Below are 22708 nucleotides of genomic sequence, written 5' to 3' on the forward strand. Positions count from 1 at the left end.
CCGGCGTCGAGCGTCGCGAGCGGCACGATCGAGTCGGTGCCCTCGGTGACCGTCAGCTCGCCAGGGTGCCGGTTCATGTCGGTGGCGGCGAACTTGCGGGGGACGATCTCGCCGGGAGAGGCGACGCTGAACTTGATCTCCGGCAGCGCCTGGGCGTAACGGACGGTGATCATGTTCAGGGCGGGCGAGATGTTCGGCCTCACCGACCATCTTGTGGTGGATGGGCTGAGCGAGGCCCGTCGCACCGAGCACACCGAGATAGATTTCGGCGGGCAGATCGTCGGTATCGATCGGGACGACCCCGGCCGCATCGATCACAGTGGCCTCGCGTCCCCAGGAAGTGCTCGACCACCTGGCCCGGCTTGACGCCGTCCGCGCGGGACTCGACGACCACGGCGACCGCTCCCCCTTCATCGGCGCGTTCAGCGGGAACGGAGGGATGTAGGGCGGGCGGTCGTCCATCCGGCCACGCATGTACGGATCCACCGACAGGAGTGTGTCGCGTACCAGGACCTGACCGGGCCGCAACTCGGAAATCTGCTCTTCGACCAGCGCGAGGTCGTCGGCCGACGCCTGCGCTCGCGGCCGTCGCGCCAGCTGCCACTCCCGGGCCCGTTTCCGGCGGTGACCGTCATCGGAACTGTGAGGAGATCCGTGATCCGCCCCGCCGACGACCACACCGTCCCTGCCGACGCCGACGTTCATGAGGAGATCGTCCTCGGCGTGGACACCACAACGACGTGCACGTCGCAGCAGTGATCACCGTCATGGGCGTGCTCATCGGCACCCAGGCGTTCCCGGCCACCGCCGACGGGTATGCCGCGCTACTGGACTGGGCGCGCGGACACGGCCGGCTGCGACGAGCTGGATTCGAAGGCACCAGCTCGCACGGCACCGCGCTCAACCGCTTCCTGCGCCGCCACGACATGCAAATCCTGGAGATCGACCGGCCCGATCGGACCCGGGCGACGGCGGCGCGGCAAGAGCGACGCCATCGACGCCGAGAACGCCGCACGAGCCGTGCTGTCGCAGGAGGCCACTGCCATCGCCAAGACCGGTGACGGCGCCATCGAAATGATCCGCATGCTCAAAGTCGCCAAGGATTCGGCGGTCAAGGCTCGCACGCAAGCCATCAACCAGCTGGGGGCCGTCCTCATGTGCGCCGACCCGACGCTGCGCGATGCGCTCGCTGGTCTTGGGCCGACCACGCTCATCCGCACCTGCGCAGACCTGTCCGAGGATGAGCATCGCACCATCGACGACGCAGCCCGCACCGTGCTGCGCATGCTCGCCCGCCGGATCCTAGCCCTGACCGAAGAAGCTCGCGCTCACGAACGCGTCAGGTGGGGACCGGGAAGGTGAGCGCGAGTCGACGCCACCGTCAAGGCCGGTCTGCTGGAACTCGTCGCTCATGCGGCCCGCGACGGCGGCCGGTCGACGCGCCGGGCAGCGGCGACGCTCGGGCTGGATCATGTGCGGGTGCTGCGCTGGCAGGCGCTGCCGTGCTTGGGCGGCTCGATGACACGCCAAGCCGGGGCCGGAGATCGCGCTGCACGCGCTGCTGCCATGGGAACGCGAGGCGATCGTGAAGATTGCCGAGGAGTGGCTGGGGGTTGACCGCTCGCATCGCAAGCTCGCTCATCGTGGGTCGCGGCTGGAGGCGTTCTACGCCTCCGAATCGATGGTGCTGCGGGTGCTGCGGACCGCCGGGATCCAGGTCGTCGAACGTCCGCCCCGCGAGCGGCGTCCCCGCCGGGAATGGCCGCAGTGGGCTGAGCTGGTGCCGGGCGTCATCACGATCTACGACTTCACGCACTCCCGCGGCCTGCCGTCGTGGTGCGCGATCGCGGTCCTGGACATGGTGTCGCGGTACTGGCTGGCCACCGTCGTCTCGGCGGAGGAGGGCTCCACGCAGGTCGAGGTCGCCTACTCCCGTGCCGGTCCGTGCTGGGCAAGGCGCATCTGCTCGACGATGAGACGTTCCTGGCCGAGCTGCGCGGCGGCCAGGGGCCTGACCACGACGACGTCCCGGTGCTGCTCGCGCTGTCGGACAACGGGCCGCAGATGACCTCCTCGGCCACGCGGGTGTTCATGGCCGGGGCGCGCATCGCCCAGCACTTCGGCCATCTCGGCACGCCGAACGACCAGGCGTGAATCGAGTCGCTGTTCGGCACGTCAAGGACGAGTTCCCGCACCTGGACAAGATCACCGATCCGGGCGAGTTGGAGGCCGAGCTGGACGCGATCCGGACGTTCTACAACGAGGTGAGGCTGCACGAGGGCATCGGGTACGTCACGCCGGACGATGAGCACCACGGGCGCAGCGAGGCGATCCGGGCCGCCCGTAGGGCCGGGCTGAAGGCCGCGCACGAGGCCCGGGTTGTGACCAGCCGAGAACTGCGCCAGGATCCCGTTTGACCCATCCTGTGGCTGATGGGTATTTAAGCCCCGATCTGGTGCATTTTTCTCTGACGCACCTCGACCACAGTCGCACCATCACCGGCCTCGACATCACCCTCCCACCCCCACCCACGTTGCCTGCCGTATCCCGAGACGAGCGGCGATCACCCCGGCCGACCGTCACAGACAAGGAAGTCCTGACCCTCCTCCACCAAGACCCCATCCCCTCCCCATCCCCGTGACATCGCCCAACACCTCGGCGATGTCACCCTGAACGTCATGTATCGGCAGCTTTCGCGCTGGGCGGCGGGGCAAGACCCCTGATCTCAGCTCCGCGCAGGCCTAATCCTCGCTGATCAGCCACTCCAATAGAGCAGGGGTGGCGTCGAAGTGGCCGAGGTGGCCAGCGTCCGGCTCTAAGATGAAGGTTGCGTTGGGAATGCGTGCCGCAAGCCACCTACCGTGTGTGACGGGCACCACCGCATCGGATCCACCGTGCCAGATGCGCGGGGGGCGAATGATTGTTGCGGGATCAAAACCCCAGGGCAGGCCGAACAATGCATACGCGTCGTCGATCCAACCAGCCAGGCCTGGACGGACCGCCTCGGTGAATGCGATTCCAAGCATCTCGCTGACCTCTGGACGAGAGACGACTTCCTGATCGTTGCGGGGAAGCAGCGCGGGAACGGTTGACGATCTGAGCGACGTAATGTGCGCCTCGAGAGCATCACGGCCGCGTGCTGCAGCTATGGCACTGGCGCGGTTACCGTCACCCATGCCGTCGGTCCATTCTAGGCCTTTGGCATCCCGGGGAGCCGGACTGGCCATAGTGGCGATCTTGGATATCCGGTCAGGGAACAGCGCTGCCATGGCCAGCGCATGTGGCCCCCCACCCGACACTCCAAAAATAGGGACCCGATCCAAGCCCAAGGCATCGATAATGGCCTTGATATCGTTTGCGCCATCGATGATGCGGCGTCCGGGCTTCGGTGTGGAATAGCCCAAACCTGGACGGTCATAAGTGAGCAGTCTCACTCCCAATTGGGAGAAGAGGCGGACATCGGGATATCTGGCGAGTCGACTCATCGGGCTACCACATACGTAGAAGACCGGGATGCCGTCAGGGTCTCCCCATTCCTCCACTGCTAAGGTTCGGCCGTCCTTGAGCGTTACTTCATGCATATAGCTAATCTACAAGATATGATCGGTTGACGCAAAACGCTTTGAGCGAACGCTTGGAAATTATCGAATCGAAGCCGCGCCTGAAATCTCGGTCAACTATAGATAATCGAGTGCGCCAAGGACAGATTGAAATACGCCAAAAAAGATGCCATCCTGCCACCAGCTCTACATTCGCAGGTTCCGCTGTTGCTCAGGGTGAGGAGGACTCTACCTATCGTAGGTTCGCATTCCCACGTGCACTCCGCCCGGAGGCCTCGGTGACTCAGAGGCGACGTCTCGGCTGGGAGCTGTATGGCGGCGGTGTTCGACCTGGTCGGCAAGGTCCTCGTTGCCAGGATGCGCGATCTGGGCAGGATCACCAGCCGCGGGTCGACACTCCGGCGGTGACCAACGCGCTCTACCCGCACGCCGGATCGCTGCTGGCCAACTGGTGGAACGAGGACTTGATCTGCGAGTGCTATCCCGACCTGCTGCGGATGGCAGATCGCTAAAGTTCGGGGAGGCCGCCGCCTCGCTCATCGTCGGGAAGTGGTCGGCCGCTTCTCGGCAGAACACCCTGGCTGCGGCGTTGAAGGAGTGGGGGCACTTGACAAACGTAGACGCGTCACGCAATGGCCGTTCCCTTTTCGCGACACCATGCCTGTGAACAGGTCAAACTCGTACACCAATCCCCTACGCAATCCGCTCAAAGTTGCTGCCATGGGGTGAGATTCCCCCGGGCGACCCGACCTCAGGGGGACTGCCGCAGTGATGCGGTACCCTGCCCGACCCCGGGGCTGAGACGCGCGGAACCGATCGGCCATCCCCGCTCAATCGTTGGCCGTGACGGCGTGTTTGGCACGCCAGGTGGACTTCTTGGCCTTGTTGCCGCACGTGTCCATGGAGCACCAGCGGCGGTTGCCCGGGCGGGACGTGTCGAGGAACCAGGCGGCGCAGCGAGATCCAGCGCAGGTACGCACCCGCTCCAGGGCTGGGGACGTCGCCAGCGTGAGCGCATCACGCGCGATCTCGGTGAGGAGCGCGCCGATGGGATCCGTGGCGGTGTAGGTCAGGGTACCGTCCGCGTCGAGCACAGGCACCGGGGGCGCGCCGAGGGCCGCCCGGTTTAGCAACTCGCGTTCGCGGAGAGGACATCCGGCCACACCGTGGGCGCCGCGGGCCGCCGTCAGCAGGGTGTGGACGGCTTCACGAAGATCGCGCGCGTGGTGCAGCACGTCCGGCGTCGGGACCGGGATGACGGCATGCGAGGGATACGGGCCGAACTGGGCCACCCAAGCGCTGAGCGCTTCCGGACGGTCCAGTTCCTCGGTGGCACCGTCCATGCCGCGCAGCCGAAGCGTACGCATGAGGTCGAGGCAGAGCCGCCCGGCACCGCTGCGGAAGCGCGGAACCGTCGGCACAGGTGAGGAAACCATCATCTCCACCATACCTGCGGAACCAGTTTAACTGGTACTTTCGATGAACCTATTAAACCGGTTCTTCCACTTGGGCTCCCGATTGAGGTGTGTCGTGTCCGCTCGTCCTCCCTCCCCAGTTATGAGCCGGCCCCTGATCCTGCTGCTCTCCCTCACCTGCGGCATCGCGGTGGCCAACATCTACTTCCCGCAGGCAGTCAGCCCGCTGATCGCCGCTGACCTGCACGTCCCCCCCCGAAACCGCGGCCATGGTGGTCACCTGTGCCCAGCTCGGCTACGCCGCGGGCATCTTCCTGCTGGTACCGCTCGGCGACCGGCTGCGCCACCGCGGGCTGATCGCCACGCTGCTACTGGGGACCTGCGCGGGGCTCGTACTGACGGGGACGGCCAGCGCCCTGCCCGTTCTGGCCGTGGCGAGCGCGCTGGTCGGCCTGACCACGGTGGTTCCGCAGATCCTTATCCCCATGGCCGCGGGACTGGCCGTGCCGGAGCAGCGTGGCGCGGTGACCGGCACCTTGCTTTCCGGCCTGATCGGCGGCATCCTCCTGGCCCGCACCTTCTCGGGCATGCTGGGCCAGTGGCTTGGCTGGCGCGCCCCCTACCTGGTCGCCGCCGCACTGGCCCTGGTTCTGGCCCTCGCGATGGCCGCCGCGCTCCCGCACACCACACCTACCACCGACCAGCGATACCCGGCGCTCCTCGCGGCCTGCCTGCGCCTGCTGATCGCCGAACCGCTGCTGAGGCGGTCATGCCAGTACCAGATGCTGGTGTTTGCCGGGTTCAGCGCCGCGTGGACCGCGCTTGCGCTGTTTGTCACCGGTCCACGCTACGGCCTGGGCACCCCCGCCGTGGGTGTGCTGGCCCTGGTGGGAGCGGCCAGCATGTTCGCCACACCGACCGCCGGACGCCTCTCCGACCGCCGCGGTCCCGACGTCGTCAACCTCATCTGTATGCTGGGCGCTATCGCCGCTGGCGCCCTTCTTGTCGCCGGTCACCTGGGCGGCGCTCCCGGACTGGCAAGCCTGGGCCTTGGGATGCTGCTCCTCGACATCGCTACGCAGTCGAACCAGGTCGCCAACCAGTCGCGCATCTTCGCTCTGCGCCCCTCCGCGCGTGCTCGCCTAAACACCGTCTACATGACCTGCGCGTTCCTGGGCAGCAGCGTCGGCTCCTGGCTGGGTGTACGCGCCTACTCCGCCTTCGGCTGGAGCGGTGTGTGCGCCCTGATCGCACTCCTCGCTGGGCTCGCCCTGCTCCGGCGCGTCCTACCCGGTCGAGCGGCCACCTGCCGGAATGCGTGAGAGCACCCTGACCCGGCTGAAGGCGAGCACCTCCCGGCGACCGTGACGCCCGCCTGTCTGGCTATGATCACCGAAACCGGCGTCACGGCGCGGACGCGGACCGATGCTGGCAGGCGTTTCTGCGCAGATTCGATCTTGAGCACGTGCGCCCGTGAGACACGGTGAATCGAGGGGTGGAAGAAGACCTCCTCGCCGTGCTGCACTGACGGCCTCATCGCCCGCCTGCAGGCGAAAGGGCTCAAGGGTCGTGAGGAGTTAGGAATAGAGACCTTCCAGACCTTCATCCTCATCGTGTGCCACGAGCGTGGAAGGTGGGGTTGTTATGTAGGTGACCCCCACTGTCTACGGTGCTGTGCAGGAGGTGTTCGACGTGCTGGCCACGCGACCCGCCGCGACCCGCCGCACCGGCTGACGCCCATCGAGCCTATGCGGGCGTCTACTGGCGGACGTTGACCTGGGCCTCCGTGAGGTCAGAATCCCGACCGCTTGGTTGCGGCCGCCGACCAACCGGCTCTCGGACATGGGCTCTCCTGAAGCAGGGGGATGACCGACGTCAGCCGACGTCAGAGATCATCATGTCTTCGGCCTGCTGGGCGAACTCCTCCCACTCGGCCGCGTAGCGCCGCGCCAGCCGGGCCACCGCGGGGAGACAGTGCAGCGGGATCTCCGAGATGAGGTTCGGAAAGGGAGGCCCGTCGACGAGCGGGTGCCGGTGCAGCCACTGCAGCAACGTGCGGCCGACATCGGTGTACCGCAGTGACGGATCGCGCATGAGCAGTGAGAGGGTCTGCCGCGGATCGGCCTCCGTCCGGTGTGCGGGCTCCGGCCGGGGCCGGAGCCGCTCGACCGTGCTGACTGGAGAGTCACCCGACCGCATGTGCCGCCGGACGACGCTCACGGTCGAGACGGACAGGCCCGTGAGTCCGGCGATCTCGCGCAGGGACGCCCCAGGGTGCTCGGTGATGAGCCGCTCGGCTTGGCGGCGGTGTTCGGTGCTGTCGACTGGCCTGACCCGACCGTCCTGGCCAACGCGGGCCTCGGCCTGCGGCAGGTCGTCCAGCGTTCGGCGCAACGCGCCGACCGTCTTGCCCGACAGCCCCGCCAGCTGGGCTATCGCCCGGTCAGATTTGCCCGGGCAGAGGCGAAGCAGACGCTCCGCCGCCGCCTTGCGATCCCGTAGGCTGAGCGGCAGCCCGTGCGTGATGTTGGCGGTCACGGACTGGATGTAGGCCTCGGTGTCGCTCTCATCAAGCACGAACGCACTGATGTATGACTCCCCGCGCGACCGGGCGGCGCAGATCCGGTGCATGCCGTCGATCACTTCCATGGACCGCCGGACCACGATGGGCGGCATCGGCATGGGCGACTCGGCCAGCACCCGCACGTGGTCCTGGTCGACGCCGTTCAGCCGAGGATAGTGCGGCGCCGGCGTCAGCGACGCGAGGGGGACCAGCACGGGGTCGATCGCTGGTACACCGTCTTTTCCGATCCGGTCGGCTGCTGCGGCCAACACAATTTCTCCACTTCTTATCCCAACACGATGTACTGATATTCCGCAGTGTGAGATCCTGTAATTTGTGAGATCCGTCGCGCGATATGGACGTCGGAGCCGTGGCGCCAGCTCGGCCGCCGCGCTACGAGCGAATGACCGCAGGGCGGCCTTGGAGGCCGTGTAGACGCTGGTCCCGGGGCGGCGCCAGGCCGGGTCGACCGGGGCCAGACCGCACAGGACGACGGCGGCTCCGTCGTTGAGGTGCGGGACCGCCTTCTGCAAGGTGAAGAACGCTCCCTTGGCGTTGACGTCGAAGGCCGTATCGAAGAAGCTCTCCGTCGCTTCCTGGAGTGCCTGGAACCCCTTGAATCCGGCGTTGACGAAGAGCACGTCGATCTGGCCCAGTTCGCGGGTGACGGTGGACAACAGCAGGTCGATCTCGTCGAGTCGGCTGACGTCCGCTGTGACGGCGAGGACGTCGCCGCCGATCGAGGCGGCGGCCTGGCGGAGCCGCTGCCGGTCGCGTCCGGCGATGGCGACGCGGGCGCCCTCCTGGTGGAAACGTTCCGCCGTTGCCAGGCCGATGCCGCTGCCGCCACCCGTCACAACGGCCACCAGCCCGTCAAATCTGCCCATCGCTGCGGATTCTCCTTCCATTCCCCTGAATGACTTGCATGAAGCTAGTAACTTACGAAGATTGGTAGCATCATGCAAGCGGGCGGTGATGATCTCAGATGCTGGGCCGGACTGACGAGGGCCGTAACATCTCGGCGAGCGGATCAGAGGTCGACGGCGACGACTCCGCCCTTGACTCCGTCAGCAGCACCGATCCCTATCGGCGCGAACTGCTCGCCCATTGCTCCCGAATGCTCGGATCGCTGGACTAAGCCGAGGACCTGGTGCAGGAGACCTACTTGCGAGCCTGGCGAGCGTTCGAGCGGTTCGAGGGCAGGTCGTCAGTGCGTAGCTGGCTCTATCGCATCGCCACCAACGCGTGCCTGACCGCCTTGGATCACGCCAGCCGCAGGGTCCTGCCGTCAGGCCTCATGAACCCGTGCGACAATCCGTACGCGCCACCGCCCTCCGCCGACCCCCGATGTCCCATGGACCCCGCCGATTCCCGACGCGCTCGTCGAACCGGAGTCGCAGAATCCGGCTGACATCGTCACGGCGCGGGAAAGCATGCGTCTGGCGCTGATCGCCAGCTTGCAGCACTTGCCTGCGCGACAGCGAGCCGCGCTCACCCTCTGGGAAGTCCTGGCGTTCCTGCCACCGAGGCCACGCGAATGCTGGGCACGAGCGTCCCGGCGATCACGAGCCTGCTCGAAGTCCTCCGTATACCTCGCCAGCAGTTCGCGCGCCCGCGGGGCGGACGGCTCGATGACGTGGTCCGTGCTCGGCGCGGCCTCGCCCAACTGGCACGGGCTCGCTGGGCCGGTGGGCCGGCTGGTGTGGGCCTCGCCTGCGCTGCCGGGCGCCGTTCATGACGTGACCGCCGCTCGGAAGATCGGCCTGATCGACGCCTTGACCGGTGCCGGCGTGAAGACCTTTGCGGACAGGGGCTATCAAGGCGCGGGCGGCACGATCCGGACGCCGTTCAAGCGGCATCGCCGCCGTCCATGGCTGTCACGTGGACAGCGGGACGTCAACCGCTCACATGCCCGCGTCCGCGTTATCGCGGGCGCGGCGTCGCGACTTTGAAGGCCTGGAAGGTGCTCACCAAGCTGCGCTGCTGCCCGCATCGCGCGACCGCGCTCGTGCAGGTCATCCTCGTCCTCCAGCTCGTCTAAGACGGCCGGTACTCAGGATGAAAAAGGCTCACTACACCGCCCGCACGACCAACCGGCCTGATCACTCGTGAACAGCCTCTCAAAATCCGGCGTTGTGCAATACGGTTCTTGAGAGGCCGTCGGGGTGGATCTGACCGCCGATCAGGCAGCACAGGCAGTGGAACGCGATGACTGCCCCACGTGGGAGGCTTCCGCCGGAAGTCCATGCCGCACCTGAGGCGGGAAGACTCACTCGATTCGGAGACCCTGCAAAAGGGATTCACCCTCGAGACCTGGGTCAAGCCGGCTTACACTCCCCATCCCTCTTTCCTGTTCTACATGCACCCGAACTGGCGGGAGCAGGAGTATGACACCACCGGGCCTATCCAGATACGCCAGGACGGCAACACCATCATGGTGCTGATCAACAACCGCACTCTCACGTCAGGGCCCATACCTGAAGATACGTGGACGCATCTGGCAATCATTTCCGATGGCAACACGGCGCGGCTGTTCGCCAATGGGGCGGAGGTGTCGTCGCTGGGGGGAACAGGGGATATCTTTCCTTGGACGGCCACCGGACGCTTCCGTCTCGGCGCGGTGTCCAACAGTGAATATGACGGATACCTGGACGAATTTCGCTTCTATACGACACCCCTGAACGCAGAGCAGATCCAGCACGACATGCGGGCGCCGATCGTCTCAAGACCCTGACACCCGCTCGATGCTCCTCATCGGAGGCGCTGGGGACGATCCGGCTCAGTAAAGGTGATGCGGGCAGATGGCCGGATGCCCCGGGAGATCGCGGCCGTCGGGCTAGGAGGCATCAGGTGGTCGCCCCTTCCGCATCAGATTTCGCGCGCCGAGATCACGTCGCGTTCCTCGGTCGTTGGCAAGAAGCCGACGGGCAGGGAGCGTTGCGCTGCTCGACCATGATCGCCCGGGCCGATCCGCTCGCCTCGATCTTCGCGGTGGCCGCTGCCGACGCAGCCGCTATGAGCTCTCGTCGTTGCAGTGCCCTCCCGGGAGGCTTGCCCCATCAAGGAACTGAACTTCGAGCTGAGCGATGCGGCGGTCGGCAAAGCGAGAGTCTGCAAGTGCTCTTCGAGCCGCTGGTGGTCCTGGTCAGCCGGCGGACGCCGTTGCTTGAGCACGCTGTTGTCCGCGACAACGCGCCGGGCGGCCCCTGGTGGCATCTCCTGATGCAGATCGCGAATCTGCTTCATGCTCGAATACGCGGACCTGGAGGGAGCGGCGATCGCGATCGCTTGGCGGGAGCTCTCAAGCGACACGAAATGACGACCTTTCAGCCATCGTGGTTATGCTGTCGCAATTCGTTCGGCACGCAGCGCCTGTGCGTTGGCGGCGAGGAACTCGCCGAATGTGCGCGGCTCGCGACCGATGAGGTCCCGCACCGCGGTCGTCGGGGTCGCCAGCGCGCCGTCCGCCACCTGCCGGGAGAGCTCAGCCACGTCATCGGCGAACCTCTTGGGCAGCCCCTGGGCGCGCAGCGCCGAGGCCACCTCCTCCGGGGACAGCTCGACGTGGCCGACGGTCCGGCCCAGCGCCGCCGACAGCTCCCGCGCGATCTCAGCATGAGTGAGCGCGCGGGGGCCGGTCAGCACGTACGCCTCACCGAGGCCGCCCGGTCCGGTCAGCAAGGCGGCGGCGCAGGCGGCGATGTCGTAGCAGTCGACATAGGAGACAGGGGCGCCGCTGTAGGGGTCGACGAGCTCGCCGTCGGCAGTGTAGGCGCCGGCACCGGAGAGGAAGTTCTGCATGAACGCGCTGGGCCGCAGCATCGTCCAGCCGAGGCCGGACGCCCGAAGGTGCTCCTCGATCTCCCAGTGCGCGCCCACGGCGAGCCTGCCGCCCTGGTGGACGGGCCAGACCGACACCTTCACCACCCGCGACACACCGGCCGCGCATGCCGCGTCGATCGCCGCCTTCTGCTGGCGGACCATCGGCTGCTCGCCCTCCACCGGCACGGCGCCGCCGGCGTTCAGCAGCAGCTGGTCCACGCCCTCCATCGCGGCGGGCAGCGAGCCGGGGTCGTCGAAGTCACCCACGACGTAGTCGCAGTCCAAGGTATGCCCCTTGGCCTCGTCGCGGACCAGCGCCCGTAGCGGCACGTCCCGCTCGCGCAGAAGGCCTACAAGGTGCGTGCCGATGGAGCCGGTGGCTCCGGTGACCAGAATCATGAGATGTCCTTCCACGAAGCTGTGAGGAGACAGACACCTCCGATTAAGCTGAGGCTGCCTCGACAAATCTATGTCGAGGGTACCTCGCCTTACCGGGATGCGCATGACCACCAGCCGCCGGCCGCGTGCCGACGCACGCCGCAACTACGAGCGCCTACTGGCCGAGGCCGACGCCGCCTTCCGCGGGGGTGGCGTGACGGCCAGCCTGGAGGGCATCGCCCGCCGGGCGGGCGTGGCCATCGGCACGCTCTACGGCCACTTCCCCAACCGGCGCACCCTGGTCGGCGCGCTGCTCCGCGACCGCAACGAGCAGCTGTTCCAGCTCGGCGACCGGCTCATAGCCCAGCAGTCACCCGACGCGCTCGACACCTGGGTCCGTGCCGTCACTGAGCACGCCGCCACCTACGGCGGCCTGGCGGTCATGCTCGCCGACGGTCTGGACGACGAGGCGTCAGAGCTGCACGCCTCGTGCCTGCGGATGGCCGACGTCGGCGAACAGCTCGTCGCGCACGCACGCAAGGCGGGCGCACTGCGCCTGGACGCGACCGGTGCGGATGTCACCACGCTGACGACCGCCGCCGCTTCTCTGCACGAGCACCTGTCTCCCGACGCCGCCGACCGCCTCATCACCCTCACGCTGGCAGGCCTGGCACCGCGCCACTCCAGCGAGCGGCACATGTAGTGGACAGCCGTCCCGGTCGAGGACGAGCGGCCGTCCTGACGGCGTTCCAGTTGACGTTGAAGAAGCTGATGGTGCAGGTCGGTACGACTTACATCTCGATCAAAGTCGCTCTGCCGCGTGGCCAGGCCCTGCGCTCGCGGTGCCCACGCGTCATCGGCCAGGAGGTCAACCGCTACTGACCGTTTGCCAAGCCGTGATCCGAATCGAGGAAGCCGGTCGACAGGCGCGTCGACGAAACAGGGGGCGGCGGCGATTCCGAGATGGAGACCCTGATGCCCGACTGGACCTGCCATCCGCTGTGCCGGCTTGCGAGTGCGCTGCCAAGTCTACGACGATCAAAGCGAGCCGCTCTGCACGCGTTGGCAACACTGGTCGCGTTGCGCGGCGGGCACAGGGTAATCGAGAGCGTGTTCGGCACAGCTCCTGCGGCCCGGCCTGTGTTCACTCTTCTCGGGTTCCTCGTCGTCGTCATACTCCTGGCGGCTCCGGTCGCCGTCGCGGTCGGGCGTCGCGTGATGGCGTCTGCGCCAGTTGACACTCTCACCACGACCGGTTGATCGTGCAAGCCCGGACGTGAGCTTGCCAAACCGGCCCAGGTCCTCTGGCTGCTCTTCCCACACACCGTCCAGTGGGGATGACCGGCATCCCCGGCCTACCAGGCGATCCTGCAGGTCGGTCGTGCGGCGCGTACCACGTTCGTTGCCCGGTACTTACGGGATCGCGATCTGCAGCGGGAGATCGAGGAAGGGTTGAACGTGGTCGAGGCGTGGAACCGCGCCAACACGGTGCTGTGCTACGGCCGCGGCGGGGAGATCTCCACCAACCGGCGCGATGAGGTGGAGATGACCGCGCTGTGCCTTCGCATCTTGCAGGCATCACTCGTCATGGTGAATGTCCTCATGCTTTAAGGACTCCTAACAAAATGGTGTCCGGCGTGTCCACCAACGGCTTCATCGTGGATATGCGCGTGACCGTGTGTTGTTACGTGACGGCATGTGGGAGCGGATGGAACCGTTGTTACCCGAGGAGACAGCGCCGAGTCCGTCGCCTGGGCCGCACACGGTTGGATGACCGCAAGGCCGTGCGCGGCAGGTCAGCGGGCAGTGAACCCGCCGTCGATGTAGATGACGGTCCCGGTCATAGCGGTGGCGTCAAGGGCGACATGCCCGACGGTGAGCGCCACATCCTTGGGTTCGGTCAGGCCGCCAAGCAGCATCCGGCCGCTTTCGACCGCCAGTTCTCGACCGACCCGCTCGGGATCGGCCCCTTGCCGGTAGGCGGCGAGATAGCCGGCGGTCATGGGTGTGCGGGTACCGCCTGGGCTTACGCAGTTAACCCGTACCCGAGGCGCCAGATCGACGGCCATGTTGACGGTAAGACCGAGCAGTGCCGCCTTGCTCGCCCCGTAGGCCGCGTGTCGGTCGATGCCGCGCGTCGCGGCCGTGCTCCCAATGAAGACGACGCCGGCCCCATCGGCCAGGACGTCAAGCAGGGTTCGGGTGAGCAGGATCGGTGCGGAGATGTTGATGTTCCACAGCGCGTCGAGTTCAGCCCGGGTGGTTGTGGCTATCTCACGCACGTGATCGATGCCAGCGCAGTGGACCAGTGCCGTAACTGGACGTCCAGCGACTGCAGCTGCCACGGCCGCTATCCCGGCCTCAGTGGTGAGATCGGCGACAACCGGTTCGAAGCTGCCTGAACCTTGAATGTCCGTTCCGACCTTGTGGAGTTCGGCGGCACGACGGGCGACCCCGAGCACAATCAGGCCGCGATCGGTTAGATGGCGGGCGACCGCGGCGCCGATTCCGCTGCTGGCGCCGGTGACCACTGCAAGTGTCATGTCCCTCTCCCAGGTAAGATTGGCAGGTTCCTGACGAGTATTCAGAATCGTCAGGAACCTGTCAAATTTTGGAGCGTGTGATGGGTAACGACGAGATCTGCCTGAGCTTCCTCGTGCGACAGGCATGGCTGAACATGCGATCGGTCATGGATAGCGCGCTCGCGACGCACGATCTGTCCGTGGCGCAGTACGCGACGCTTCTCGTGCTCGACGAGCAGCCCGGCGCCTCCGTCGCCGACGTGGCCCGCGCGGTCGCCAGTACCCGGCAATCCGCCAACGAACTCCTCGCTGGGATGGAGCGCGCCACAATGGTGGAGCGCCACCCCCACCCACAAGATCGCCGCAGCCAGAAGATTCACCTCACTGCTCTCGGACGCAGTCGGCTGGAGGCCGCCAGGCCCGTGGTTCATGCGCGGGAGAGCGAACTGGAGGTCGGCTTCGATGCTGGAGAGCGCGCAATGGTCCGTGAATGGCTGGCCCGCATGGCGAGGGCCGGTCACGACTGACCGCGAGAACTCGAGGCGGGCGGCATGGCAGCGCCTCTGGAACATGAAGTCAGTGGTTCTGGCGAAACAGTCAGCGGGTGAGACGTCGCCAGCAGATGATCGCGGTAGCCAGGGTCATGAAGGCTTCGTGGATGTCATCGCGGATCTCCCAGCGGATGCGTAGACGGCGGAACCAATGCAGTAGCGCGATGGTCCGCTCGACCACGTAGCGGTGCGCGCCCAGGCCGCTGCCGTGCGGGGTGCCCCGGCGGGCGATGATCGGTTTGATGCCGGCGCTCCACACCAGACGCCGGTACTTGTCGTGGTCGTAGCCGCGGTCGGCGAGCAGGCGGTCGGGTCGCTTGCGGGGCCGCCCGACGCGTCCGCGGACCGAGGGGATCTTCTTGATCAGTGGGATGAGTTGGGTGACATCGTTGCGGTTGCCGCCGGTCAGGCTGAGAGCGAATGGGATGCCGTGGCCGTCGGTGATGACGTGGTGTTTCGAGCCCGTTCGTGCGCGATCGACCGGGCTCGGGCCGGTTTTGGGCCGCCTTTGAGCGCCCGGATGTGGGAGCTGTCGATCACCGCCTTGGACCAGTCGGGCTGGCCGGCGGCGTGCAGTTCGGCGAGCAGGAGCTGGTGCAGCCTGTTCCACACTCCGGCCTGGTGCCAGTCGCGCAGGTGTCTCCAGCAGGTCATGCCCGAGCCGAAGCCCAGCTCCTGAGGCAGGAACTCCCACGAGATCGCGGTGTAGAGCACGAACAGGATGCCCTGCAGAGCGAGTCGATCGTCCAGTCGTTTGCGGCCGGGATGACGCTGCCGCCGCTCCACTTTCGGTAACAGCGGTTCGATGCGCTCCCACAAGCTGTCCGGCACGATCCAGGGCAGCAGCTCACCCTTCTTCATGCAGAGAACAACGATCAAGAGGGCCTCTGGACACGCCCTAGATCATTTTGTTAGGACCTCTAAGACGTGCTCGCTGAACCCGAGTGGGCCGCCCTGCTCACTCCGGTCGACCGGCGCGGCCTGACCCCGCTCTTCTGGCTCCATGTCCGCCCCTACGGCGAGGTGCGACTCGACCTGAACGCCAAGCATCGGCGACCTCGGCTCGTTGGGAACCGGCACGTGACCTCCCGCCAGGTCTACTGGTCGGTGGGGAGTTTGGCGACCGCGTCCTCCAGGTCGCCGTGGGTGGGCAGGGTGTACCGTCGCGTGGTGTCGGCCTCCGGAGAGATTTGGAGCGGAATCCGGCGGCGGTGACTCTGAGCGACCAGAGGCGCGGCACGGCTTGACATAAAAGCTGTTAGCGAGCAACGCGACCTGCGAAAACACGTCATCGCTGGTTATCGAGCCGGGTCGCGCCCGACTCATGCCCTGCCGTCCCGACCGAAACCCGTCCCCCCGGCGGCAGGCACTTCACCCTTCGTGACCTGACAGGAAAGCCCTTTCCGTCGGATCCCGTTCCAAATCTCTCAGCGAGCCGTAACCCTTCGCCTCCTGGCAGCCCGCCCTCACCGAGCGACCCGCCACCGGTCCTAGGGCGGCTGGTGACACGTTCGTTAACGGCACCCCTACAGCTCCACGACCGAGCACGCGGTCCTTGACCTGGCCATCGCCCTGGGCACCGAACCGGTACCGGTTCCGATCCATGGGCGCCAGGAACGCCACCATGCTGACCGGCGCGGTGATCGCCGCGCTGAACCCGCCGGAGATCCCCGGCGGCAGAGGGTAGCGACAGCGTCCACGTCGTCCCGGTCAACGGCTGGGCAGTGATCGGGACAGGCCGAACCGCGGGAGCACGCTGGTGTCGAAGTGGGTGATAGCGCAGATCTGGTCGCCGGTGAGGGTGAGGACGAGCAGGCCGGCTCCGTGGCGAATGCCGTCGGCGGAGGTGCGGAGATAGGTCCCGAACGCCGGTTGGCCGTTGGCGCGCGTCGGCACGAAGCCATAGGCATGGCCTTGGTGGATGATGCTGGAGTAGAAGCGGGTGACGGCGTCGCGACCATGGTATTCGAGGGGGATCGGTGGCATGGACAGGCGGACATCGTCGGTGAGCAAGGCGACCAGCGCGTCGATGTCACCGGCCTGGTAGGCGCGGACGAACTTTGCCGTGAGCGCCTGTTCGGCTGGTGAGTGAGGAGCGGGAGGGGGTTGGCGCTCCTCGGCCGGTGGGAGGCGGTGGTGCAGGCCGGCGCGGGCCCGTTTGAGGGCGCTGTTGATCGATTCGACGGTCGTGTCCAGCATGTCGGCCACCTCGGTGGCGTGGTATCCGAGGACGTCGCGCAGGATGAGCACGGCACGTTGGCGGGCGGGCAGGATCTGCAGTGCGGTCACGAAGGCCAGAGAAATGGCTTCGCTCTGTTCGTAGCGGGTCTCAGGGTTGAGTTGCTGGTCGGTCGCGCCCTCCAGGAGGGCGTCGGGATAGGGCTCGAGCCACACGATCTCGCCGAGCCCGGTCGGCTCGGGTGGTTCGATCTCGGGCATGTTCCACTCCTTGGCCGGGCGCCGGCTGGCCGAGCGCAGCGCGTTCAGGCAGCGGGTGGTGGCGATCCGGTAGAGCCAGGTACGGATCGAGGCGCGTCCCTCGAACCTGCCGATGCCTTGCCAGGCGGCCAGCAGGGTGTCTTGGAGGGCGTCTTCGGCGTCGTGGAAGGAGCCGAGCATCCGATAGCAGTGCACCTGTAGCTCTCGGCGGTACGGCTGGGTCAGTTCGCGGAACGCCTCGCCGTCCCCAGCCCGCGCCTTGGTGATCAGGTCGGTTGTCACTACGCCACCCCTGCCATCTGTGCCCCTCTTGGTCCTTTTCGGTACTGACACCGGCCGAGCCGTGAACTGGGCGGTCGATGGGCGCCCGGTTTCCCGGCGTCGCGGTGTCTACCTGACCGACGGCCCGGACGATCCGGGCGCAGGGACTCAGGAAAAGGGAGCCGTACCAGCATGACGATCGCAGACCGAGCAGTTCTGGTGACTGGGGCCAACCGCGGCATCGGGCGGGCCATGGTGGAGGAGGCCTTGAGGAGGGGCGCGAAGCGGGTGTACGCTGGTACGCGCCTGCCGTTGACCCACCCGGATGAGCGTGTCACACCGCTCATTCTGGACGTGACCGACGCTGCACAGACCCAGGCGGCTGTGGAGAAAGTCTCCTCTCTCGACATCCTCATCAATAACGCCGGCCTTTCGTTTTACGATGATCTCAGCGATCGAGCCGCGCTCGAACAGCACCTCGCCGTCAATCTCTTCGGCACCTACGGCGTGATTCAGGCGTTCCTGCCGTTGCTGACTCGTTCTCAGGGAGCCATCGTCAACGTCGGGTCGTTGGCGGCCTGGGCCGCTGTGCCGGTCCTTCCGGCCTACTCGATCTCAAAAGCCGCTGTGTTCTCCCTGTCACAATCGCTGCGTCCTCTTCTGGCCGGGCAAGGCGTACGGGTTCATACCGTCATGCCCGGCCCGGTGGACACCGACATGACCCGGGGCCTGGACATACCCAAGTTCTCGCCACAGTCCGTCGCACGAGCCATCTTCGACGGAGTGGAGAAAGAAGAGGAGGACATCTTCCCCGATGCCGTGTCGGAGTCCATGGCCGAGGGCTGGCGCAGCGGTGCGGTCAAGGCACTCGAACGTCAGAATGCGGCGCTCCTCGAAGCGTAGCCCGTCACGTCATGAGCAAAGCCGGGGGACACGGTGCGGCGTCGGCACGGGCAGAAGGCTTCGACCGTAGCAATCGTCGGCCCTCGGGGGGACGGGTGGTTGTGCCGGCCGAGGTCCGTGGCCGAGCTTGTGGCTTAAGGGTGATATCCCCACTGCGAGCAAGGGAGACGAGCCGTTCATCGTCACCCTTGCTCGCACGCTCCGTTCATGAACCTTCAAGACACCATGGCCGAGATCGGCACCGGCGTCGCTTCCTGGACCGTGCTCTAACGACCTTGTCGAAATGTAGCCCCCACGGAGCTCGCAGGTCCGTGCGTGTGGAACCCGGTCGTCCGCTGCGCATGGCGGCGATGGCATCGCTGAGAACGTCCACGAACGAATACTACCGATCGGCCTCATATGCGAGACGATCGGACATGAAACAGAGACGATGCATCATTCAACATCTCGCTGAGTTCTCCTACGATCGACCCATTCAAAGCATTCGGCATCCCCAGGAGTTTCCCTTGCCAGCACGCATGCACGCGATCCGACAGCGCGCCTTCGGAGGCCCGGAGGTCCTTGAGTTCGTCGAGGTCGACCGGCCGGTTCCCGGCCCTGACGATGTCCTCCTCCGGGTCCTCGCGACGAGCGTCAATCCTGCCGACTGGAAGATCCGGTCAGGCACGGCCGCCCTGCCCGTTCAGCCGCCGTTCGTCCCTGGATTCGATGTATCCGGCGTCGTCGAACAGGTCGGAGACCGGGTCACTCGCTTCCGTCCCGGCGACGAAGTCCACGGCATGCCGACGCCGTTCGCCGGCACCTACGCCGAATACGTCCGCGCACCTGCCGCCGACCTGGCGGCCAAGCCCGCCGGCCTGGACCACGTCCAAGCCGGCGCGATGCCCGCCGTCGGGCTCACCGCCTGGCAGGCGCTCGTCCGCATCGCCCGGATCCAGGTCGGCCAGCGGGTCCTCATTCACGCCGCCGCGGGAGGCATCGGCCACATCGCCATTCAGATCGCCAAAGCACACGGCGCTCATGTCATCGGTACGGCCCGCGCCGCCAACCACGCCTTCCTCCGCGATCTGGGCGCCGACGAACTCATCGACTACACCGTCGAGGACTTCGCCACAGCAGCCCGCGACATCGACGTCGTCTTCGACAACATCGGGGACGCGTACGGCGCCAGATCCCTCGACACCCTTGTCCCCGGTGGACACCTGGTGAGCGCGATCTGGGATCGTCCCGGCGTGACCTCCGAGCAAGTCGCAGAGCGGGGTTTGCGATTCGATCCGGTCCAGGTCGCTCCGTCAGCGGCTGACCTGGAGGAACTCAACAAGCTCGTCGACCGGGGCTTGCTGCGCGTGCACGTCGAGAGGACCTTGCCGCTGCGTGACGCCGCCAAGGCCCAGGAGTTGAGTGAAACCGGCCCGGTCCGCGGCAAACTCGTCCTCGTTCCCTGAAGCGATCAGCGGCGACCCCGACCGCCTGGGCGAAGTCGGCGTTCTCATACCTGCACAAGAGCATCTCCCGCGAACAACTCGCCACGGGGGCCTGTACGGCCTGACGCTGGGCTGGCCGGTCGCGCTGCTCCAGGCGTAGCATGATCTCCCCGAAGAACACCGCGCCGTCGTGGGCCGGCAGCCTCGGCTCGGAGGATGTCGCAGACCGCTTCGCGCAACAGGGTGTGATCATCTACCGCGATGATTAGGTCGAGCATCCCGTCATCGAGGAGGTCACCGGCGTCGACCTGGTCCGGGAGAAGCCGACGAACGCCTCGTCGCCGGTCCGGTAGGTGTGCGTCGAATGCCAGATCGTGAACATCGCGGTGAGCACCGCCACCCCCAGCACGATTTCGGCGTCGTCGCCCAGGCCGGCGACGCCGGCGAGAGGGGCGGCCCTGACCGATGTTCCGCTGCCCGAATCCGGGCTCGTCCACCGGGGCGGTGGTGCCGCTCCGCGTCGCGCGCTGGCGTCCACGGCCGTGCCCGCGGCGTGCTCGGCCACCGGATGCATGCTCGGCGGCCGAGGCGAGCTGCTTGGCGAAACCCTCGGAGTAGTCGGCCAGCGGTCCTCCGCGGCCCCGGCCGGCGGGCGCCTGCTCGGAGGCAGGTCGGTGCAGCGCCGTCAGGAAGGCGGCCGATCTCGGTACGGGTCTTGCCGCGCCACGGTAGCCCGACGGCCCACTGCTGTCGGCCCGATGCCCGGGTCGGCGCGAGGATCTCCGATTCCGGACCACGACCCATTCCAGGTGCCGGCGCTGCTCCTTGAACCGCGACCACGACGCCCGCCGCGCCGGCCGTTTCAGCCGCCACAGGTCACTCTTGCCGTCCGGGCACACCACCAGCAGCGCCTCCAGCCGCGCCCGTCCAGCTGTCCCCAGCCGGGACCGGATCATCTGGAAGATCCCCGCGTTGATCTCCGCACGGATCCGGGTGGCCATCTCATCCAGCGTCGAAAACGCCGGCAGCTCGAGTGAGGCCTGCACCAGATGCTCCAACGCCACGTTGATCAGATCCGGCGGGTTGTTCTTCACCCACGCCGCCTTCCGGATCGCCCGATCAGCGATCTTGCGAGCCTTCCCCGGGTTCCGGGTCACACCCAGCCGGGTGCGCACCACCGCGCGATGCGACTCGGCCGTACGCGGCGAGGAATACACCGCAGCCGCGTCCTCACCCAGAACGGCACCCCATCACCTGCGACATCACTGCATTTCGGGATGTCGGCAGGGACGGCTCCACCAGCCGCCATCTGTACGTTTATGCAGGTCAGCGGAAATGCTAAGCAACCCTCTCTCTGACGGTGGGTATGGCCTTGGCGCTTCGATCAGCGCGTGCCGACGGCGTGCTCGTGGGCGGACGCGAGTCGGCGTGCGGCTTCGGTCAGTTCGGTGGGGTCGGCGGTGGCGGCGAAGCCGAGGCGCAGGTAGGCCGCCGGGAGTTCGGTGGCGAAGTAGCGGTAGCCGGCGCTGACGGCGACGCCGTGCAGACGGGCCGCGTCGGCGATCACGGTGTCGTCGGTGCCGTACGGCAGGCGGACCCACAGGTGCAGTCCGCCTGTGGGGATGCGGGTGAGGGTCCAGTGGGGAAGTTCGTGCGTGATGGCGGCCGTCAGCGCTGCGCACCGCTCCCGCAGGGCCGCGGTCAGAGAACGGACATGCCGTTCCCACGTAGGGGAGGTGAGGAGTTCGAGCGCTGTTTCCTGGAGCGGGCGGGTGACGAAGAAGTCGTCGACCAGGCGGGTGGCGCGCAGGCGTTCCATCACCGGGCCTCGGGCTATCAGGGCGCCGATGCGCAGGCTTGGCGCGGCAGGCTTGGTGAGCGAGGTCAGGTAGATCACGGTGCCGTCGCGATCGGCGGCCAGCAAAGGCGGCGGCACCGGCGTGCCATGGCCGAGGTGCCGCGCGAAGTCGTCCTCGATCACGAATGCTCCCGCGGCCCTGGCCGCGTCGATGATCTGCTGACGGCGTTGTGGCGCCAGCATGATGCCGGTGGGGTTGTGGTGGGCCGGCTGACAGTACAGCAGGCGTGCGCGGGTCATGGCGAAGGCGTCGGCCAGGAGGTCGGGTTGCAGGCCGTCGGCATCCATCGGCACCGGTACCGGGCGCAGTCCGGCCGCCCTGGCGGCGGCTATCGCACCCGGATAGGTGGGCGACTCCACCAGGATGGGGTCACCCGGCGCCGCGACGGCCCGGAACGCTATGGACAGGGCGCTCTGCCCGCCGGCCGTGACCAGGATGTCGTCCGCGCTCACGCCGTCGCCGGCCATGGTGGCGAACACGCTGCGCAGGGCCGCCAGGCCGCTGGCGGGTGCGCGGTCCCAGGCGTCGGGGCGGCGCGCGGCGCGAGTCAGCGCCGCGGTCAGGATCTGGGTGGGCTGGAGCGATCGATGCAGGTAGCCGCCGTCCAGCATGATCGTACCCGCGGGTGGCGCACCGATGGCGCTGGTGAGGATTCGAGTGTCCACGGTCCGGTCGGCGAGGGTGACGGTCTGCCAAGCGGTGTCGGCCACTGTGGCGCGCCGCTGGGCGCGTGCGGCGACGTACGTGCCGCTGCCTGGACGGGTGGCCACCAGGCCCTCGGCGGCGAGCGTGGCGATCGCCTGGGACACGGTGGCGGGGCCGACCTGGTAGCGCCGGATCAGCTCGCGGCTGCTGGGCAGACGGTCGCCCGGTGACAGCCGGGCGATCACCGTGCGCATCGTGGACGCCAGCTCTGCCGCACTGCTACTGTATGACATGAGAAATGATAATAGCGCTTCCAGAATTTCAACAGAATCGCTTCTGGACGTCGCAGCCCTGCGCGCGGACACT

The 22708-nt window shown here is 67.1% G+C and carries 25 protein-coding genes and 5 pseudogenes; 17 read left to right on the top strand and 13 right to left on the bottom strand.

All coding sequences use genetic code 11. The features are described 5' to 3' along the window. Positions 1-203: pseudogene (locus LDL49_RS51365) on the bottom strand (hypothetical protein); the annotation flags it as partial. A gap of 116 nt (positions 204-319) precedes the next feature. Here LDL49_RS51365 and LDL49_RS57840 point away from each other — a divergent pair. Beyond that, positions 320-445 carry a hypothetical protein gene (locus LDL49_RS57840; RefSeq protein WP_263656594.1) on the top strand — a complete coding sequence of 42 codons (126 nt, stop codon included), beginning with the start codon at positions 320-322 and terminating at the stop codon, positions 443-445. A gap of 17 nt (positions 446-462) precedes the next feature. On the opposite strand, the pseudogene LDL49_RS59555 reads toward LDL49_RS57840, so the two are convergent. Beyond that, positions 463-705: pseudogene (locus LDL49_RS59555) on the bottom strand (hypothetical protein); the annotation flags it as partial. 35 nt (positions 706-740) lie between these two features. Between LDL49_RS59555 and LDL49_RS51375 the strand changes: the two are divergent. The 4 genes from LDL49_RS51375 to LDL49_RS51390 all read left to right on the top strand — a co-directional run bounded on the left by LDL49_RS51375 (position 741) and on the right by LDL49_RS51390 (position 2417). Beyond that, positions 741-1061, top strand: a complete 321-nt coding sequence (locus tag LDL49_RS51375) for a hypothetical protein (RefSeq protein ID WP_225302270.1) — start codon at positions 741-743, stop codon at positions 1059-1061. Then, positions 1021-1362 (top strand): hypothetical protein, encoded by a 342-nt coding sequence (locus tag LDL49_RS51380; protein WP_225302271.1) that lies wholly within the window; start codon positions 1021-1023, stop codon positions 1360-1362. The genes LDL49_RS51375 and LDL49_RS51380 overlap by 41 nt, the downstream gene beginning before the upstream one ends. Positions 1363-1944: 582 nt before the next feature. Further along, a complete protein-coding gene (locus LDL49_RS51385; protein WP_225302272.1) occupies positions 1945-2154 on the top strand; it encodes a hypothetical protein in 210 nt (69 codons plus the stop codon). After that, positions 2151-2417 carry an integrase core domain-containing protein gene (locus LDL49_RS51390; protein WP_225302273.1) on the top strand — a complete coding sequence of 89 codons (267 nt, stop codon included), beginning with the start codon at positions 2151-2153 and terminating at the stop codon, positions 2415-2417. The genes LDL49_RS51385 and LDL49_RS51390 overlap by 4 nt, the downstream gene beginning before the upstream one ends. A gap of 324 nt (positions 2418-2741) precedes the next feature. Here LDL49_RS51390 and LDL49_RS51395 read toward each other — a convergent pair whose 3' ends face one another. Both LDL49_RS51395 and LDL49_RS51400 read right to left on the bottom strand, forming a co-directional pair. Beyond that, positions 2742-3581, bottom strand: a complete 840-nt coding sequence (locus LDL49_RS51395) for an alpha/beta fold hydrolase (RefSeq protein WP_225302274.1) — start codon at positions 3579-3581, stop codon at positions 2742-2744. A gap of 809 nt (positions 3582-4390) precedes the next feature. Further along, on the bottom strand, positions 4391-4981 hold the full coding sequence (locus tag LDL49_RS51400) for a CGNR zinc finger domain-containing protein (RefSeq protein WP_225302275.1): 591 nt from the start codon (positions 4979-4981) through the stop codon (positions 4391-4393). A gap of 263 nt (positions 4982-5244) precedes the next feature. On the opposite strand from LDL49_RS51400, the gene LDL49_RS51405 reads away from it, so the two are divergent. Then, on the top strand, positions 5245-6297 hold the full coding sequence (locus LDL49_RS51405; RefSeq protein ID WP_225302276.1) for an MFS transporter: 1053 nt from the start codon (positions 5245-5247) through the stop codon (positions 6295-6297). A gap of 553 nt (positions 6298-6850) precedes the next feature. On the opposite strand, the gene LDL49_RS51410 is transcribed toward LDL49_RS51405, so the two are convergent. Further along, positions 6851-8425, bottom strand: coding sequence for an SDR family NAD(P)-dependent oxidoreductase (locus LDL49_RS51410; RefSeq protein ID WP_225302277.1), 1575 nt, complete (start codon positions 8423-8425; stop codon positions 6851-6853). 98 nt (positions 8426-8523) lie between these two features. On the opposite strand from LDL49_RS51410, the gene LDL49_RS51415 reads away from it, so the two are divergent. The 4 genes and pseudogenes from LDL49_RS51415 (at position 8524) to LDL49_RS51430 (ending at position 10272) form a co-directional block, all read left to right on the top strand. Then, positions 8524-8676 (top strand): hypothetical protein, encoded by a 153-nt coding sequence (locus tag LDL49_RS51415; RefSeq protein WP_225302278.1) that lies wholly within the window; start codon positions 8524-8526, stop codon positions 8674-8676. Between the two features lie 12 nt (positions 8677-8688). Beyond that, positions 8689-8949 carry a sigma factor gene (locus LDL49_RS51420; protein ID WP_225302279.1) on the top strand — a complete coding sequence of 87 codons (261 nt, stop codon included), beginning with the start codon at positions 8689-8691 and terminating at the stop codon, positions 8947-8949. Positions 8950-9214: 265 nt separating this feature from the next. After that, positions 9215-9579: pseudogene (locus tag LDL49_RS51425) on the top strand (transposase family protein); the annotation flags it as partial. Positions 9580-9783: 204 nt separating this feature from the next. Next, on the top strand, positions 9784-10272 hold the full coding sequence (locus tag LDL49_RS51430) for a LamG domain-containing protein (protein ID WP_225302280.1): 489 nt from the start codon (positions 9784-9786) through the stop codon (positions 10270-10272). 134 nt (positions 10273-10406) lie between these two features. On the opposite strand, the gene LDL49_RS51435 is transcribed toward LDL49_RS51430, so the two are convergent. Further along, positions 10407-10784: a hypothetical protein gene (locus LDL49_RS51435; RefSeq protein WP_225302281.1), complete on the bottom strand. Its 378-nt coding sequence runs from the start codon at positions 10782-10784 to the stop codon at positions 10407-10409. 93 nt (positions 10785-10877) lie between these two features. Further along, the gene (locus LDL49_RS51440; protein WP_225302282.1) at positions 10878-11759 is read right to left on the bottom strand and encodes an SDR family oxidoreductase; all 882 of its coding nucleotides are present in this window, start codon (positions 11757-11759) and stop codon (positions 10878-10880) included. A gap of 103 nt (positions 11760-11862) precedes the next feature. On the opposite strand from LDL49_RS51440, the gene LDL49_RS51445 reads away from it, so the two are divergent. Together LDL49_RS51445 and LDL49_RS51450 are read left to right on the top strand one after the other, a co-directional pair. Further along, positions 11863-12441: a TetR/AcrR family transcriptional regulator gene (locus LDL49_RS51445; protein WP_225302283.1), complete on the top strand. Its 579-nt coding sequence runs from the start codon at positions 11863-11865 to the stop codon at positions 12439-12441. 656 nt (positions 12442-13097) lie between these two features. After that, positions 13098-13349: pseudogene (locus LDL49_RS51450) on the top strand (Tn3 family transposase); the annotation flags it as partial. A gap of 185 nt (positions 13350-13534) precedes the next feature. Here LDL49_RS51450 and LDL49_RS51455 read toward each other — a convergent pair. Further along, the gene (locus tag LDL49_RS51455; RefSeq protein WP_225302284.1) at positions 13535-14281 is read right to left on the bottom strand and encodes an SDR family NAD(P)-dependent oxidoreductase; all 747 of its coding nucleotides are present in this window, start codon (positions 14279-14281) and stop codon (positions 13535-13537) included. Between the two features lie 80 nt (positions 14282-14361). On the opposite strand from LDL49_RS51455, the gene LDL49_RS51460 reads away from it, so the two are divergent. Then, positions 14362-14787, top strand: coding sequence for a MarR family winged helix-turn-helix transcriptional regulator (locus tag LDL49_RS51460; protein WP_225302285.1), 426 nt, complete (start codon positions 14362-14364; stop codon positions 14785-14787). A gap of 70 nt (positions 14788-14857) precedes the next feature. On the opposite strand, the gene LDL49_RS51465 is transcribed toward LDL49_RS51460, so the two are convergent. After that, positions 14858-15672 (bottom strand): IS5 family transposase gene (locus tag LDL49_RS51465; RefSeq protein ID WP_372470712.1). Its coding sequence is split into 2 segments (ribosomal slippage): positions 14858-15312 and positions 15312-15672, totalling 816 coding nucleotides; the frame shifts between segments, so codons are not numbered across the junction. Between the two features lie 66 nt (positions 15673-15738). Between LDL49_RS51465 and LDL49_RS51470 the strand changes: the two genes are divergently transcribed. Further along, positions 15739-16026 (top strand): hypothetical protein, encoded by a 288-nt coding sequence (locus LDL49_RS51470; protein ID WP_225302286.1) that lies wholly within the window; start codon positions 15739-15741, stop codon positions 16024-16026. Positions 16027-16366: 340 nt separating this feature from the next. Further along, positions 16367-16498: a hypothetical protein gene (locus tag LDL49_RS57845; RefSeq protein WP_263656596.1), complete on the top strand. Its 132-nt coding sequence runs from the start codon at positions 16367-16369 to the stop codon at positions 16496-16498. A 23-nt stretch (positions 16499-16521) separates the two neighbouring features. On the opposite strand, the gene LDL49_RS51475 is transcribed toward LDL49_RS57845, so the two are convergent. After that, positions 16522-17532, bottom strand: coding sequence for a sigma-70 family RNA polymerase sigma factor (locus LDL49_RS51475; RefSeq protein WP_225302287.1), 1011 nt, complete (start codon positions 17530-17532; stop codon positions 16522-16524). A 171-nt stretch (positions 17533-17703) separates the two neighbouring features. On the opposite strand from LDL49_RS51475, the gene LDL49_RS51480 reads away from it, so the two are divergent. Together LDL49_RS51480 and LDL49_RS51485 are read left to right on the top strand one after the other, a co-directional pair. After that, entirely contained in the window at positions 17704-18414 is a 711-nt protein-coding gene (locus tag LDL49_RS51480) for an SDR family NAD(P)-dependent oxidoreductase (RefSeq protein ID WP_225302288.1), read from the top strand. Positions 18415-18725: 311 nt separating this feature from the next. After that, positions 18726-19859, top strand: a complete 1134-nt coding sequence (locus LDL49_RS51485) for an NADP-dependent oxidoreductase (RefSeq protein WP_225302289.1) — start codon at positions 18726-18728, stop codon at positions 19857-19859. Between the two features lie 244 nt (positions 19860-20103). Here the strand turns inward: LDL49_RS51485 and LDL49_RS58890 are convergent, their stop codons facing one another. The 3 genes and pseudogenes from LDL49_RS58890 to LDL49_RS51500 all read right to left on the bottom strand — a co-directional run bounded on the left by LDL49_RS58890 (position 20104) and on the right by LDL49_RS51500 (position 22635). Beyond that, the gene (locus LDL49_RS58890) at positions 20104-20403 is read right to left on the bottom strand and encodes a hypothetical protein (protein WP_225302315.1); all 300 of its coding nucleotides are present in this window, start codon (positions 20401-20403) and stop codon (positions 20104-20106) included. Between the two features lie 436 nt (positions 20404-20839). After that, positions 20840-21055: pseudogene (locus tag LDL49_RS58895) on the bottom strand (DUF4158 domain-containing protein); the annotation flags it as partial. A gap of 167 nt (positions 21056-21222) precedes the next feature. Then, a complete protein-coding gene (locus tag LDL49_RS51500) occupies positions 21223-22635 on the bottom strand; it encodes an aminotransferase-like domain-containing protein (protein WP_225302290.1) in 1413 nt (470 codons plus the stop codon). Between the last annotated feature and the right edge of the window lie 73 nt (positions 22636-22708).

This window comes from Nonomuraea aurantiaca (assembly GCF_020215705.1).
GTDB classification, from domain to species: domain Bacteria; phylum Actinomycetota; class Actinomycetes; order Streptosporangiales; family Streptosporangiaceae; genus Nonomuraea; species Nonomuraea aurantiaca.

Coding starts and splice junctions, on each gene's coding strand:
- LDL49_RS51395 (WP_225302274.1), bottom strand. CDS start 3,581: ATGCATGAAGTAACGCTCAAGGACGGCCGAACCTTAGCAGTGGAGGAA.
- LDL49_RS51405 (WP_225302276.1), top strand. CDS start 5,245: ATGGTGGTCACCTGTGCCCAGCTCGGCTACGCCGCGGGCATCTTCCTG.
- LDL49_RS51410 (WP_225302277.1), bottom strand. CDS start 8,425: ATGGGCAGATTTGACGGGCTGGTGGCCGTTGTGACGGGTGGCGGCAGC.
- LDL49_RS51415 (WP_225302278.1), top strand. CDS start 8,524: ATGCTGGGCCGGACTGACGAGGGCCGTAACATCTCGGCGAGCGGATCA.
- LDL49_RS51430 (WP_225302280.1), top strand. CDS start 9,784: ATGCCGCACCTGAGGCGGGAAGACTCACTCGATTCGGAGACCCTGCAA.
- LDL49_RS51435 (WP_225302281.1), bottom strand. CDS start 10,784: ATGAAGCAGATTCGCGATCTGCATCAGGAGATGCCACCAGGGGCCGCC.
- LDL49_RS51440 (WP_225302282.1), bottom strand. CDS start 11,759: ATGATTCTGGTCACCGGAGCCACCGGCTCCATCGGCACGCACCTTGTA.
- LDL49_RS51445 (WP_225302283.1), top strand. CDS start 11,863: ATGACCACCAGCCGCCGGCCGCGTGCCGACGCACGCCGCAACTACGAG.
- LDL49_RS51455 (WP_225302284.1), bottom strand. CDS start 14,281: ATGACACTTGCAGTGGTCACCGGCGCCAGCAGCGGAATCGGCGCCGCG.
- LDL49_RS51460 (WP_225302285.1), top strand. CDS start 14,362: ATGGGTAACGACGAGATCTGCCTGAGCTTCCTCGTGCGACAGGCATGG.
- LDL49_RS51480 (WP_225302288.1), top strand. CDS start 17,704: ATGACGATCGCAGACCGAGCAGTTCTGGTGACTGGGGCCAACCGCGGC.
- LDL49_RS51500 (WP_225302290.1), bottom strand. CDS start 22,635: ATGTCATACAGTAGCAGTGCGGCAGAGCTGGCGTCCACGATGCGCACG.